The 15,387-nt window shown below is 50.5% G+C and carries 10 protein-coding genes; all 10 read left to right on the top strand.

What is annotated here, in order from left to right:
- Positions 1 to 128: 128 nt before the first annotated feature.
- Positions 129 to 2,549: an ABC transporter permease gene (locus tag F0L74_RS26845; RefSeq protein ID WP_149840988.1), complete on the top strand. Its 2,421-nt coding sequence runs from the start codon at positions 129 to 131 to the stop codon at positions 2,547 to 2,549.
- Positions 2,550 to 2,820: 271 nt separating this feature from the next.
- On the top strand, positions 2,821 to 3,390 hold the full coding sequence (locus tag F0L74_RS26840; protein WP_149840987.1) for an RNA polymerase sigma-70 factor: 570 nt from the start codon (positions 2,821 to 2,823) through the stop codon (positions 3,388 to 3,390).
- 85 nt (positions 3,391 to 3,475) lie between these two features.
- Complete coding sequence (locus F0L74_RS26835; protein WP_149840986.1) at positions 3,476 to 4,435, top strand: FecR family protein; 960 nt, start codon at positions 3,476 to 3,478, stop codon at positions 4,433 to 4,435.
- Between the two features lie 39 nt (positions 4,436 to 4,474).
- Positions 4,475 to 7,921 (top strand): TonB-dependent receptor, encoded by a 3,447-nt coding sequence (locus tag F0L74_RS26830; RefSeq protein ID WP_149840985.1) that lies wholly within the window; start codon positions 4,475 to 4,477, stop codon positions 7,919 to 7,921.
- Between the two features lie 4 nt (positions 7,922 to 7,925).
- A complete protein-coding gene (locus F0L74_RS26825; RefSeq protein WP_149840984.1) occupies positions 7,926 to 9,728 on the top strand; it encodes a hypothetical protein in 1,803 nt (600 codons plus the stop codon).
- A gap of 6 nt (positions 9,729 to 9,734) precedes the next feature.
- Positions 9,735 to 10,976 (top strand): hypothetical protein, encoded by a 1,242-nt coding sequence (locus F0L74_RS26820; protein ID WP_149840983.1) that lies wholly within the window; start codon positions 9,735 to 9,737, stop codon positions 10,974 to 10,976.
- A 7-nt stretch (positions 10,977 to 10,983) separates the two neighbouring features.
- On the top strand, positions 10,984 to 12,069 hold the full coding sequence (locus F0L74_RS26815) for a fasciclin domain-containing protein (protein WP_188316185.1): 1,086 nt from the start codon (positions 10,984 to 10,986) through the stop codon (positions 12,067 to 12,069).
- A gap of 13 nt (positions 12,070 to 12,082) precedes the next feature.
- Entirely contained in the window at positions 12,083 to 13,333 is a 1,251-nt protein-coding gene (locus tag F0L74_RS26810; protein ID WP_188316184.1) for a fasciclin domain-containing protein, read from the top strand.
- 10 nt (positions 13,334 to 13,343) lie between these two features.
- On the top strand, positions 13,344 to 14,378 hold the full coding sequence (locus F0L74_RS26805) for a fasciclin domain-containing protein (RefSeq protein WP_188316183.1): 1,035 nt from the start codon (positions 13,344 to 13,346) through the stop codon (positions 14,376 to 14,378).
- A 10-nt stretch (positions 14,379 to 14,388) separates the two neighbouring features.
- Entirely contained in the window at positions 14,389 to 15,387 is a 999-nt protein-coding gene (locus F0L74_RS26800; RefSeq protein ID WP_188316182.1) for a fasciclin domain-containing protein, read from the top strand.

Genomic DNA, 15,387 nt, shown 5'->3' with positions numbered 1-15,387 from the left:
ATTCCGGACACTCCCCCTCCCGCAACCCATTGATCCCCAACCCTCCCCATCTCCGGCATCCCATTTGCACCTCCTCCCGCATCCATCCTTGCAATACCGTTATCTTGTAACAGCAAAAACAAACGCACGTGCTAAAGAATTACATCCGCATCGCGCTCCGTAACCTATGGCGGAACAAGGTCTTTACCGCCATTAACATCTCCGGGCTCGCCATCGGTATTGCCACCTGTCTCATTATCCTGCTCTTCGTCCAACACGAGCTCAGCTACGACCGTTTCAACGAAAAAGCCAACCGCATGGTCCGTGTGGTCTTCCGCGGCCACATAAAGGGGGAACAAATGAACGAAGCCAATGTCTTCCCGCCCGTGGCCCAGGCATTGCTACGCGATTATCCCGAAGTACAGGAAGCTACCCGCCTTTCCGGCGGCGGCTCGCCCATCATCACCTATAATGGGAAAACATTCAAGGAAGATGGTTTCGCCTATGCAGATCCTAACTTCTTCCAGGTCTTCACCCTGCCATTGATCCGGGGTGATGTGAAGACCGCGCTCACTGCGCCCAATACACTGGTCATCACCAAAGCCATCGCACAAAAGTACTTCGGTAATGAAGACCCCATTGGCAAGGTACTCCAGTTCAAGAACTGGCATACCGCCTACAAGGTAACCGGCGTTATTGACAAGGTTCCGGAAAACTCCCATTTCCATTTTGACCTGTTCGCTTCCATGACGGGGGTGGCAGATGCCCGTTCAGATTCCTGGATGACCTCCAACTATAATACTTACCTGGTGTTACCGGAGGGATACGACTATCATAAATTGGAAGCCAAACTCCCCGGCGCGGTAGACAAATACATGGGCCCGCAGATCCAGCGTGCCATGGGGGTAAGTATCCAGCAGTTCCGCGCGGGTGGTAATGATGTAGGGATTTTCCTGGAGCCGCTTACAGACATCCACCTGCATTCCAGTTCTACCAACGATATCGAACCGGGCGGAGACATCCGCTATGTATATATCTTCAGCGCCATTGCTGTGTTCATGCTGCTCATTGCCTGCATTAATTTTATGAACCTTAGTACCGCTGCTGCAGGTAATCGTTCAAAAGAAGTAGGCATCCGCAAAGTGATGGGCGTAGTAAAAGGCCAGCTCATGGGCCAGTTCCTGATGGAATCTTTGCTGCTTACGTTGATGGCTATGTTGCTCGCCATCTTGCTGGTACAATGCGCGTTGCCTTTGTTCAATCAGCTGGCAGGTAAAACCTTATCCCTGGGTCTGGCGCTCCGTACCTGGTTGGCGCCGGCCCTGATAATATTAGCCATAGGCACGGGATTACTAGCCGGCGCGTATCCCGCGTTTTTCCTGTCTTCTTTCAAGCCCATCAACGTATTAAAAGGCAGAACGCCCGCCGCTAAAGGCAGTTTTGGCCTGCGCAGCAGCCTGGTAGTGTTCCAGTTCTTTATCTCTATTATATTGATGGTAAGCACCACGGTGGTATACAAACAGCTGTCCTATATCCAGCATAAAAAGCTAGGCTATGATAAGGACCAGGTACTGGTGCTCCCGGAAACCTGGCTATTGGGGGATAAGAATGTAGCCGTACTGCGGCAACAGCTGGAGCAGGATGCCCGCATCGCCAACGTTACTTCCTCTGGTTACCTGCCCGCGGGACCCAGCTTTGGCAATAACTTTTCTGTGTATGAGGATGATATGGCGGAGCAGGTAAAAACCCTTCGTTATGAGGTAGACAATAATTACATTCCCACGCTGGGTATGCAGCTCGCAGCCGGGCGTAACTTCTCAAAGGAATTTGCCACAGATTCCTCCGCCGCCATTGTGAATGAAACCGCTGTCAAAGCCATGGGCTGGGGGAGTGGGGCCATTGGTAAAACACTCACCCATAGAGATAACGAGGGAGTAAGCACTACTTATCACATCATCGGTGTAGTAAAGGACTTTCATTTCAGGTCTTTGCATGAGCGTATCTCCCCGTTAATGATGACTTTTAACAATGGTTACGGAGCGCTCATCATGAAAACAAAGACCAAAAATATCCCGGGCCTGCTCACGGATCTGGAGCACAGCTGGCGCAAATTAAACCCGGATGCGCCTTTCACCTATTCCTTCCTGAACGAGCGTTTCACCGCCACTTATCGCGCGGAACAAAGCACCGGCCGTATCCTCGGTATCTTTGCAGGGCTCACGATCTTTATCGCCTGCCTGGGGCTGTTTGGCCTGGCCACTTTCACAGCGCGGCAACGTCATAAGGAGATCGGTATCCGCAAAGTATTGGGCGCCTCCGTAACCGGTATAGTATCGTTGTTGTCAAAAGATTTCCTGAAGCTGGTGGGTATCGCCTTTATCGCCGCCGCGCCTATTGCCTGGTATGTGATGGATCGTTGGCTGCAGGATTTTGAATATCGTATTGCACTTTCCTGGTGGATGTTCCTGCTGGCCGCAGTAGCAGCTGTGATGATCACATTAATGACGGTAAGCATGCAGGCCATCAAAGCCGCTATAGCCAACCCGGTGAAAAGCCTGCGCATGGAATAATTCATAGCAATAAAAACAGTTTCCATCAACCGGATGGCTTATAATATTTGCATAACAGCCATAAATATTCAAAACAATTTTCTGGTTGGTGCTAATGAGATCTCTTCATAAAGATTTGAAAGGCCGCTCATCGGGCGGCCTTTTTTAATCCTCCCAAACCCTCCCAAACCCTCCTCATTCCCCCTCTCCCAAAACGTAACAATACGTTAACCCAAATATTCCCTTCAAATTAAAACCACCTGATAGTTTTACGGAAAATTAGCCCGCTGTCATGGAATCACACTCAGAGGTAAGTGATCTGCAACTTGTTGCTGAGATGAAATTACACCAGCACAAGGCCTACGAGACCTTATATAACAGGTACGCTGCACAGCTATACCTGTTAGCGGCCAACAAACTACAGAGTAAAGAAATTGCGGAGGAGCTGGTACACGATGTATTTATTAAGTTCTGGGAAAAACGGGAACAGATAGAGATCCAGTCAAATGTAGCCGGTTACTTATTTAAAATGCTCCGCAATGAGATCTTGCAGTATTTCCGCTCTTCGGCCACATCCAAAACCGTATTTATAGAAGAAATGATGGCGGTGGAAGTAGGCGACAAGGCCGGAACAGCAGATCATTTATATGCCAAGGACCTGGAAACCAGGCTCTCTGCCACTATTGACGCACTCCCGGAAAAATGCAGGGAGATCTTTATTATGAGCCGCCAGCAGGACCTCTCCGTAAAAGAGATCGCCGGCCGTCTCGATATTGCAGACCAAACCGTTAAGAACCAGCTCACCAAAGCCCTCACCATCATTCGCAAGGAACTAAAACACATCACCTACTTCTTTTTTTAGCATTTTTTTTATCCCGCGTAGTACCACCTGAAAAAAACTGCATCCTATATCTGGGACACGGGTTAAAACACTTGTTAAACAATATATGGATCAGCAGGAGAAGGACCGCATGCGCCGTTTAATGGAAGAATACCTGGCAGGGAACAATGATCCTGCCGCCAAAGAACGGTTTGATGCATGGTTTAATACGTATCAGCCAGGCAACACGCCAGACCTCTCTAAAGAAGAGATCAGCGAAGCCATGGGCCGTATTGGGGAACGCCTGCACCATCATGTAATGCCACAGAAAACCGGCAAACGCAGGCGCCTGCATTGGGCAGTGCCCGCAGCTGCTGCCGCAGCCGTATTATTGATCGGGATATTCGCTATCTGGTACCGCCCGGTGCAACACTTCACTATTGCCACTGAACGGGGAGAATCAAAAATGGTGAAACTCACAGATGGCTCCGTGGTCCGCCTGAATGAGAACTCGTCCCTTACCTATACCAGCAGGTATGAAACAGGACCGCGCCGCGAAGTAATGCTCGAAGGGGAGGCCTTTTTTGAAGTAACCAAAAACGCGGCGCATCCCTTTATCGTGAATGCCGGGAAAGCCGCTATTACCGTACTGGGCACCAGTTTTAACGTAGCGGTGCATCGTCCGGATTTCAGCGTGATAGTAGCCGTACGGGATGGTTTAATCTCCTTACGCAACAAACTACAGGAGAATGGCCCTGCGGTGCTGCTGGCTGCCGGCGAAGCAGGCGAATTAAACAACAACAGCGCGCCGTTACACTATGCGCATTCCAATGTTACCAATTACATGAGCTGGATCAGTGGCCGTATTGCTTTCGATGGCACGTCCTTAAAACAGGTGGCCAGGGAACTGGAGAACATCTATCATGTACCTGTGAAGTTGCAGCAACGGGAAATGGAAACACTGCACCTTACCTTACAGTATCGCAGGGCGCCGCTGCATGATGTGCTGCGCGTTATCTGCCAATCCCTTGACCTGGACTATGTAGAACAACAAGGAGTAATAACAATCATAAACGCCCGCCAATAATCTTACCGGCCAACATCATTTTTTTGAAATAAGGTTTCTATGCAATTAAAACGTACTAAACAGTATTGCTTTTACGGACTGTTATGCGCATACCTGTGGCTATACCCGCAGCAGGCTGCGTATGCCTTTGCTATGCCGCCACTGCAGCAATCGCAGGATAAACGTCCCATTACGCTCAATAAGCCGGCTGTCACTATCCGGCAGGCGCTGGCGGATGTAGCCGCCCAGGCTAAACTGGGTATTGCCTATAATACAGACCTGCTGCCAGACAAGACCATCTCGCTCAACGTGGTGAACATGCCCGTAGATCAGGTGCTGGAGCGCATTTTAAGAGGTACAGGACTGACTGCCGGCATTACGGAGGACGGAACATTGACCGTAAAAAAAACGGCCGCCCCGGGCGTACTGGAGGGCATCGTATATGATGCTAAAACCAAAGAACCGCTTATCGGGGCTATCGTGATCATCAACGGCAAAGGTTTTCCCACCAATGAAAAAGGCCGTTATAGGGCAGAAGTGCCTGCCGGTCCCTACGAGGTAGAGATCCGTTACATTGGCTTCGTAACTAAAAAGCTGAAGGCAGTGGTAAAAGAATCTGCTACCGTACAGCTGAACATCACCCTGCAATCCTCTGCTACCGCCCTGCGCGAAGTAAAGGTGGAAGCGCGCCGCCGCGTGGGCAACGAGATCGCCCTGTTGAATGAGCGTAAGAACGCCGCCGTGGTATCGGATGGTATCTCCGCACAGAACATAGAGCGTACGGCTAGTATCACCACTACACAGGCCCTGCAACGCGTTACCGGCGTAACCATCACAGATGATAAGTATGTGGCCGTGCGCGGCCTGGGTGATCGTAGCGTAGTGGCGGAATTGAACGGCGCCCGCCTGTCCTCCGCCAACCCGGATCGCAGCGCGGTGCCATTGGACCTGGTGCCGGCGGCTTTGCTGGATAACGTTACTGTATACAAGACCATCAGCCCGGACCGGCCGGCAGATGCTTCCGCGGGCCTCGTAGAGCTCAAGACCAAATCTATACCGGATTCCCTGATCGTGGAATTTACCGCGCAGGGTGGTTTTAACTCCAATGTAGGCCTGGGTGGTAAATACAATAGCTTTTATAACAGCGACCTGGGTTTCCTGGGACAGAAGGTGCAAACACATAACCTTTCCCAGGATTTCAAGAACCTGGAGAAACAATATCCCGGCGGCCTGGTGCAGATCCAGGATATGTTCATCCAGAGCCGTAACAGCCCCGCTGCTGCTGCGGAAGCTATGCGCGTAAGCCGCATCATGCAGAGCTTTGACCCGGTGTTGACCACCTCGCACCGTAAGGCAGATCCTAACCAGTTATACACGGTATCCCTGGGCAATACCTACCGCCTCAAACATGACCGGGCTATAGGCATAGTGGCCAGCGCCAACTACTATCAGCGCACAGAGGATATCTATGATGCGGAACGTAACCAGTACAGCCTGTTCCAGGGCGTAGTAACCGGAAATAAAAGCATCTTTTCCCCTTTACATATTCCCAATTTTATTACGCCTGCTTATCCCCGCCTGGGTAAATACCTCAGCTACCGGGAGAACGTAGGTAAGAAAACGCTGAACTATGGCGGCCTGGTTGGCGTTACCTACCGCTTTAATGCGCGTAACGAGATCCAGGCACAGTTCATGGGTACCCGTGGCGCAGAGGCAGAAGGCAGCAGCCTTACCGGCTCCTGGCAGAACACAGGCCTGTCATTCCCGGTGTATAACGAAATTAACCAGCTGCGCCAGTCTTACCGCACTTTTGATACCTATAACCTGCAGGGCGAGCACCAGCTGTTCAATACCGGCTGGTCGCCTAAACTGAGCTATAACCTCAGTTCTTCCCGCAGTTCCCAGAATGATCCGGACTTCCGCTCCAGCGACGTGGCGTTATATCGTACCACGCGCTTCCAGGATCCCAATGGCGTGGGCATTGGTACAGATACCTATGCCTTCGTAACAGGGCTGGTGCATGGGGTAGGGGGTGATAATACCAATGTGATCATAGCAGACCCTAACGGCCGGCAATACCGTAAGCTCGAAGAAAATAACTACTACGGCAAGGCAGACCTGGTACAGCCTTTCCGCATAGGCAAACTGGAGCAGCTGTTTAAGATAGGCGTGAATTACCTGAGACGTGAGCGCGATTTTACAGAGAACATTCTGGGCTTGCCCGGTACTTCCCTGGGCGGCGGCAATATCCAGGTAATGAACCAGGTGAATGGTGATCTGGATAAGATCGTATCGCCCAGTTATATTGGCCTGCAATCCGCATCCGGATATGATGAGGAAGGTAAGCCCCGCGTAGGCGGTTTCCTGTACCAGATCAGGAAAGCGCCTAACAACTATACCGGCACCTACGAAACAAAAGCATTCTACGCAATGATGGATGCGCATATTATGCCTTCCTTGCGTTTGATCGGCGGCGTACGCTTTGAGTCTACAGAGATCCATGCGCATGTGGATACGGCCAATGTGTTTATACCGTCCAACCTGAATGCAGTGACCGGCTATGCGCAAAAGATCAGCAACAGCACCAACAGGCCCAATACCAGCTATGTAGAGGATTATAAACCCTACTACTCCGTTAACCTGGTATATACCTATCATTCGGATATGAACTTCCGCATGGCTTATAGCACTTCACTGGCCAGGCCGGAGCTGCGGGAGCTCACCAATATCTATGAGTTTGATCCGTTCCAGTTCGCAGTAATAGGCGGCAACCCGGACCTTAAGAACCAGCTGACCCGTAACCTGGACTTCCGCTGGGAATGGTTCACTGGCCCCGGAGAAGTACTGGCGGCGTCTGTTTTTGGCAAGATCATAGAACATCCGCTGCAGCGCGTGTTTATCTATCATTCCCAGGGTAACGAATCCACCTCCCCGGAATTCCCGCTCATCATTTTCCAGAATGACCCTAATAAAGGGCATGTATATGGTGTGGAGCTGGAAGCCCGCCGCGACCTGGGTAAATTATGGCGTCCGCTGCACCACCTGTTCATTGGCGCTAACCTGCTGCTGGATGTGAGCACCATTGACAAGAACCCGGAACGCCTGGATGCCGCGCGTATCAACGACCGCAGCGCACCCGCTACCAGCCCGGTGTTCGAACAGGCGCCCTATTCCATCAATACTTACCTGGATTATGATAACAGCGCTACCGGTACCAATATAACAGCCTCCTTTAACATGGTAGGCGCACGTCTCATCCAGGTACAGCTGGATGGTACGCCGGACCTGTACGATCGTCCCACGCCCGTGCTGGACCTCGTATTTAGCCAAAAGCTGAGCAGGCGTTTTGTAGTAAAGGGTTTTGCCAAGAACGTACTGAATCCGGCATTCCGGCAGGTATATACGAACCCGGGCAATAATGGAAAATACCATGGGGAAACATACATCTACCGTCAATACTACAAAGGCAGCGAATTCTCCCTGGGGCTCACTTATAAACTGTTCTAATATCATGTTTACTAGCAAAAAAATATATACACAAGTTTGGCTGCTCCTGTTGCTCGTTGTAATAGGGAGTGGCTGTGCAAAAGAAAAGGTGGACAATGGCGTACCGCTGTTGGATGTGTCTGACAGATCAGTGTCTGCTATACGCCTCTTCAATTTTTATAGCCAGGATCTGGATGTTACGATCAATAATATTCCGCTTACCGCCTATGTGGGCAATGGCTCCAATACCAGCGGACAGGGCACGCAGCTGGGGCTTTCTATTTTCCCAAGCGGCGCCTGGACAAGTGGGAACGATGGCAGCCCGTTCTCAGTGCTCAATAGCCTGCTGGACAAAGCCGGTAAGATCCACCTCAGGTTGCAGCCCAGGATACCAGTCGCTGGATCTCAATTACCGCCGGTATTAGATACCGTGATAGAAAATGATGTAGTGCATCCGCGTGATTACTACATTACCAGTAAACGGGAGATCAAGGTAATATTGCGGGACAATATCCCGCCGTCCAATGCTACAAAGTTTAAACTGCGTATCATTAACCTGGGAGACCCGGTGGATCCGTTGCAGCTGGCCGGTCCGGTTTCGCTCACCTATGCGGATGGCACACATGTAAATGAGGTATTGGATAATGTGCAGCAGGGCGCCAGCTCACAATACGTAGAGTTGCCCTATGGCGCTTACCAGTTTAAATTGTCCGTTAATGGAGATCCTGCCAAACTGCTCTCGGAAGTACCGGTGCTGCCTAACGTAAATCCTTGTGGCGCCGATATATTGTCCCAGGAATCGAACTTCCCCAGGGTGCTTACTTTCAAGCCGGGAGGCGTTTACAGTATGGTGATCACCAGCACGGCAGTAACCCATTTTACCTGCGATAAAACTTCCAAACTATACCCATATATCAATGTGTACCGCGTGATCACAGAAGCGGACCCCGGCGTAAATGCCACTTATGGCCGCATGCAGGCGCTGAATGCTATGCCCGGCAAGAAGATCACGATCAATGTAGACGGCGCTCCGCTGGGCGGGCAACTGGACTATATAGGTAATACTACCAGGCCCACCGCGCTGGCGCCTGAATACACCATTTTTACACGCGGTCCCCACGAAGTAACGGCAATAGATCAAAACGGTACCGTACTGGCAAAGGAGCAAATGACCCTATATCCGTATGATAACTATACCATATGGGCATACGAAAAGCCGGATGGCAAACCAGGGCTGTTGTTTGAGGCGGCAGATATGACGGGTACCACCTATGTGTCCAGCTATATGGGAGGATTAGTGCCAGATGATGGCACCAATGGCGCCGCCCGTATCAGGCGTTACAACTATGCATTCCAGTTTCGTCTCCTGAACCTGAGCCCGGACCTCCCCTATGCCAGTTTCACCAGTGACGGGCAATACTTTTTGCCGGCAACGGGCGTCGGTCAGGATACGCTCAGGTACCTGGACGCATACATCAACCTGGCGCCCGGCATCATGCCCGCCAGGAATCCCAATATCATATATATCTGGGGCACCCCTTATCATCCATTTTCTGTTGTGGACGGGCAGCAAACAGAAAGGGATCGTTTCCCTTCCTACATACGGGTATACCAGTCGCAGCCAGGCAACCTGCCGCAGGCCCCGGGTAAGCTGCTCGCCAATATAGCGCCATTGAATGTGCAGCACACATGTATCGCCAATACTGCCCTGTACCCGGCCGGTCCCCTGCCCAAAGCGGAAACCGGTGTATACACAATAGCGTTAGTAGGAAAAACATTTGCAGCGGGTGGTAATCCCCGCCTTATCGTCATAAAACATAACAAGTAAGGGAATATGAAGAGATACTTTTTATACGGCGCCAGCCTGCTGCTCATTATCATGACCGGTTGTAAGAAATATGAGGAAGCGCCGCCAATAAGCAATGCTGCCTACATGCGGGTGTTCAATGACCTGGCATTTACGGTAGACGTATGGCAGAGCGGTCAGTCCGCTCCTTTCCTCACATTTATTATGGATCCCCATATGGATGGGGCAGGCATCCCGGATACCGGCGCCGTGGTGGGCGACTTTTTAGGTACCCGTCAGCTGTACAGCCTTTCCTATCCCATCAACGAAGCTAACAGCTCCATTGGTACATCGCCTGACCAACAGATCATCAACACGGTTAACTACGAATATCCTGGCAACGCGCATGTGCTCACCGCGCCTGCTATTAACGGATTTGATCTCTCCGCCTGGGCACAGGTGCCGGAAGGCAGTCACCGCATCCTGTTCGTTACCAGGCCGCAGGACAATGTGCCTTTCAAACAGTTGTCTGCCGCTAACAGGAGCAGTATATTACTGGATACGGTAGTGAACTTTGAAAAAGGGGAAGTATACACGCTGGAAGTAGTATCCCGGGACCTGGATAACAAGAAGTATGGCCTCTATGTACGGAAAGAGGCATTTATTCACCAGTCCTTTGAGACCAATAAACTCTACGTAGGATTCGTGAACCTCTCAGGAAAGCGGCCCTTGTCTTCCCAATACGATTTCGTGCACTTTTACCCGGATAATACCGGTATCTATTATACCTACAATATACCCGATGACCAGGCCACTATTGGCTTTGAGAACGATCCCAAATTCAACCCATTACCGGGATATGATAACGCCTATTATACTACCCTGCGTACCACGATGGATACCGTTATCCCATATATGGCGCTGCCACTGCTGCCACAGAGTGCTTTCTTTCGCCAGGATACCTTGCGTACCTACGCAGATAAATCGGCATTTCTCGCCGGTTTGCCTTCAAGCAAATTTGGCACCCTGCCTTATGTGAAATTTACCCTGGCAGATCCCACAAAGGTCAGTATCCCATTTACCCTGAGCTGCATTGGAGATCCCAATACTTTTAATACGTATGATCCGGCCAATAGCTCTGCTTTATTCTATACGCCTAATCTGAATCTTATCGTCAATACAGGGAACGCCTATCATGTGTATTCAACCTTGAATATCATGGAGATGATCTATGACCGTGTATACATGATGCAGATCCAGCGCGGTTTTAATGAAGTGCCTGAAAACTAAAACAACCATGAAAAGATATCAGAATATATACAGCTTATGCCTCCTGCTGATCATCACAGCAGCGGGCTGTATAAAAAAAGATGAGGTAGAGCCGGGGCCCGTGGCAGATGCACGCCCGCTCTTAACCGTGCTGCAGGCCAATTACTCCTTTACGCTTTTCATCAGCGCATTGGAGCGCACCGGGTATGATAAGCTGCTGGCTGGTGACACGATGTACACACTGTTGGCGCCAACGGACCAGGCATTTGCCAACGCGGGTATTTCGGCGGACAGCCTGGCAAATATGGAGCTGGAACAGTTGAAAACACTGGTGGGCTATCATATACTGCCGGGTGTTATGAGCAGTGACCAGCTGCCGCAAAAAGTGGACTATCCCGTTAAGAGTGTATCCGGGGCCAATGTGTTCTTTTCAGTGCCGCTGCCCGGCCGCTACCAGAATCAATTTCCAATGCCCGGGCTCCCCATCATACACATTAATGGAGGCAACGTAACAAAAGCAGATATCAAAGCCAAAAATGGGGTGATGTATGTAATTGACAAGGTGTTGGAGTATCCTAAGCCCACAGTGCGCGCCCTATTGGAAAGTTTGCCCCAATATAGCCTGTATACCCAGGCATTAAGGCAGTTTGGCCTGCTGGATAGCCTGAACAAGCCAGGGCCTTTTGCATTGCTGGCTATGACAAATGATGTATTCCTGCAATATGGACTGGATGAAACGGCGCTGGCTGCGATAGATACCGTACACTATAAGAAGAACCTGTTTACATGCGGTATCATGACCAACAAATTCTTCTTCAAAACAGATTTTGATGATGCGCCAATGCCAGCTCTGGGTGACTATCTTACGGGCGGCAATGCGCCGGTCTACTTCATGCCCGATTTTGCCCTGGTGTTCAATTTCGCATTGGGCATCGTACCGTATAACTACAACGAGATCATCAATGACTATGGTCCTCCTTACTACGGCAATCCTTATATATATGGAGATCTGGTGCTCATATCAGACACGGATAAGGATCATCTGGCCGTTAACGGCGTAGTGCATGCAATAAGCGGAATGATGGTGTATCCGGACAATGCCAGGATTCAATAAAAAAACATCTTTTATGCAAACAATATTTAAACGAAAATATTTTACCGTAGCAGGTGTGCTGGTTGGGTTAATGCTTTTATGGAGCGCCTGCCTCAAATCCTCAGATTCAGCGCTCCACATATCTCATTCCGCTCCCTTTGAAAATGGGGATATTAAAAAGGCCCTGGCAACAGAGCCGTCAATCTCCCTTTTCAATAAGGCATTTACAAGATTGCAGCTGGCCGCGCTGGTAGACAGCGGTAAAGGATATACCGTGTTTGCGCCGGTTGACTCCGTGATGAAGGCTGCCGGTCTGGATGAACAGAAAATTAACAGCCTGCCGCTGGATTCCCTGCGCCGGCTGATCGCCTATCACGTGGTAGCGGGCCCGTTCGATGATCTGGCCCTTACCAACAACCTGCTCAGTACAAAGGGGCCGTCCTTTTTGAGGGATACTACTTTTGACCAGCATACCGGTTTTTCAGTGTATACCTATCCGCTGTTCATACGTGAGTCGGCCGGTGTACTTTGGCTCAACGGGCATCCCATAGAAAAGAACGCGCCGGTAATGAGCGCATCCAATGGTTACATCTATCCCGTTAAACGGATCGTGTATGCGCCGCAGGCAAGATCACTGTATGATATCATTGCCACAGAGCCGGACCTGACCCTGTACAATGCTGCCATGCAGATCTCTGACAGCCTGGTATGGGACGGCTTTCAGAAACGTTTTGGCGCTTACGACCAGAATACAAGAGACACTTTTTTTTACGCGCACCCAATACCGCCCAACCTCGCCGGTAGCTGGCCTACCATTTTTGCGCCCACTAATAAAGCCTTCAATAAGGCCGGCTTTTATACGGTGGAGGATATCCGCAGTTATGCCCTTAGCACGCCAACCGGCGTGGAACCGGGTAGCGGTGTTTTCCGCTACCCGCCTATAGATAGCCTGATAACCCGGCATGTGCTGTTTAATAGTCAGCTTTCCTTTCAGAATTCATTCAATACATCGCTGGTGCTGTATGGCGACCTGCTGGATAAACACGTAGACCTGGGGCCCTTTAATATCTATTGGGGCAGATCAACCAGTGAGATCTACAATGGAGCGCAGATAAAATGGCCAGGTATGCAGTTCTACACGCAGAATGGAAAGGTTTACATACAATGGGGGAGTACCGCGGTGCCCGTCACGCTGGACGGTGATATGGCGCATTCCGTTAATAGCTTCATCGCCACTAACGGAGCCTTGTACAAGATTGACCAGCTTTTTTATCCAATCAATTAATGCTACTATCATGCAAGGGATCATAAAACGAATACAGATAATATGGCTGGCGCTGCTCACCATAGCGGCCATCAGCTGTAAAAAAGATCACGATAACGATAATAAGCCCGTCACAGAGCCCGGTTATAACGGCCGGATACAATTCGTGCTGCAGGATAATTTTAATTTCAGTGATGCCAGCAATTTTTTGCGATACGGCGGTTTACTGGATACGCTGGGGCATCCGGGCCCATTCACCTTCCTGGCGCCTACCAATGATGCGCTGGCAGTAGCAGGGTCAGGCACATACGCCTACTACTACACACCAGGGCGCATACGGGAAATTTTATTGTACCACATCCTGCGCGGCAAGGTCTCCTTCCGGCAGCTGCCCCTGGGAGATACTGCCCTGGTGACCATGGGAGGGGGCGCGGTGCACGTTTTCAGGTACCTGAACGGTACAGACACCGTGACCACCATAAACGGAATGACGCCCGGAACCCTGGATGTTGCCGCCACAAATGGGTTGATGCAGGTAATGCCGCAGCTCATGAACCCGGAAACGTATCCTACTATACGGGATTTTATCCACAATGAGCCCCTGCTCACCCTATTTGCCGCTGCTATGCAGCGCAGCGGGCTGGAAAATACACTGCTGGCAGCTAAGGAGCCTTACACGGTAATAGCGCCATCTAACGCCGCATTTCAGCAATCCGTTGGGAAATGGCCGGATATGGACCTTACCACCATAGGCGGTATCATGGCGGCTGATCCTGGTAAGCTGGCAACGCTGATGAAATACCACATCCTGCCCGGCAGATTGTTTACCGGCGACCTGTTTCGTATGAGCGCCACCGCGCCGGATGGCCTCACCACGGTGAATGGCGGTAAAATAAAGATCAGCGGTTCCCCGCTCTACTTTAATAACATCTTTTTCCAGGGCGCAGGTAGTCCCTCCACGTCAGCGATCTACCAGGTGTCCGGGTATGATCCCAGCCAGAACTTCGCCAACAGGCCCTGTACCAATGGGGTGCTGCATGTGATCAATGGCATTCTTATTCCTTAATAGCATGTTTATGTATAAATATCAACAGATCCAACAATATTACCGTAGCTGTATACAGCTGCTCTGTGCCGCACTGCTGTTGCTGGCAGGCTGTAAAAAGGAGGAGGAGCCGGTGGTGAAAGCCAAACAGGTGATAAAGGAATATGTGACCGGCGATCCCCAATTATCCCTGTTTAAAACAGCCCTGCAGCATGCCGGCATGTGGGACGATACCACCTTTACAAACAGCGCGCCTTATACCGTGTTTGCACCGGTTGACAGTGCTTTTATCGCAGCCGGTCTTACCGCGGAAAAGATCAATAGTTATGATCCGGAACAGCTGGCAAATATCCTCCGTTATCAGATCGTATACGGCCGTTTGAGCGGCAGCTCCCTGGTAGGTTTTTATACGCAGGATGTGTTATCAGAACATCCCGTATACCGCCCCACGGTAGCCCGTAACTATTACGGTATCTTCTTTAACGGTATTCCCCTGGTACAGGGAAATATTGAGCTGGGAGATGGCGTCATACATAAGCTGGCCCGCGTAGGCTTCCCGCCTGCCGGTAATTTATGGCAGGTGATACAGCAGAGCCCTGACCTCACATTGTATGCGGCTGCCATTGAGCGGATAAATTACACAGGCAACCTGAACTTTACCCCGCCCATCCAGGTATATAATAATTACTACTGGAGTCTTACGGTGCTTGCGCCTGATAATGACGCCTTCAAAGCGTTCGGTTTTGCAGATGTGGCAGCGGTACAACAGGCAGATCCTGGTGTGCTGAAGAATTTCATCACCTATGGCATACTGCATGACACGAATTTTACCGCCACATTCATAGGAGGCGCGCGCCTGGGCACGCCCGTTTTCGATCTTAGTACCATACCTCAACATTTCTACTATATAATGGAGGATGGCTTTACATTCAGAACATCGCACAACGTAACGCCACCGCATATTATACGCCCGGATATCATTGCTACCAATGGCGTAGTGCATGTAGTAGACCAGGTAATTATTCCCTAG

Origin of the sequence: Chitinophaga agrisoli (genome assembly GCF_008386695.1) — a bacterium.
GTDB classification, from domain to species: Bacteria; Bacteroidota; Bacteroidia; order Chitinophagales; family Chitinophagaceae; genus Chitinophaga; species Chitinophaga agrisoli.
Note: the sequence above shows the minus strand (reverse complement) of the source record. Positions and strands in the feature narration are given on the sequence as shown.

Coding starts and splice junctions, on each gene's coding strand:
- F0L74_RS26815 (WP_188316185.1), top strand. CDS start 10,984: ATGAAAAGATATCAGAATATATACAGCTTATGCCTCCTGCTGATCATC.
- F0L74_RS26830 (WP_149840985.1), top strand. CDS start 4,475: ATGCAATTAAAACGTACTAAACAGTATTGCTTTTACGGACTGTTATGC.
- F0L74_RS26810 (WP_188316184.1), top strand. CDS start 12,083: ATGCAAACAATATTTAAACGAAAATATTTTACCGTAGCAGGTGTGCTG.
- F0L74_RS26800 (WP_188316182.1), top strand. CDS start 14,389: ATGTATAAATATCAACAGATCCAACAATATTACCGTAGCTGTATACAG.
- F0L74_RS26805 (WP_188316183.1), top strand. CDS start 13,344: ATGCAAGGGATCATAAAACGAATACAGATAATATGGCTGGCGCTGCTC.
- F0L74_RS26820 (WP_149840983.1), top strand. CDS start 9,735: ATGAAGAGATACTTTTTATACGGCGCCAGCCTGCTGCTCATTATCATG.
- F0L74_RS26835 (WP_149840986.1), top strand. CDS start 3,476: ATGGATCAGCAGGAGAAGGACCGCATGCGCCGTTTAATGGAAGAATAC.
- F0L74_RS26840 (WP_149840987.1), top strand. CDS start 2,821: ATGGAATCACACTCAGAGGTAAGTGATCTGCAACTTGTTGCTGAGATG.
- F0L74_RS26825 (WP_149840984.1), top strand. CDS start 7,926: ATGTTTACTAGCAAAAAAATATATACACAAGTTTGGCTGCTCCTGTTG.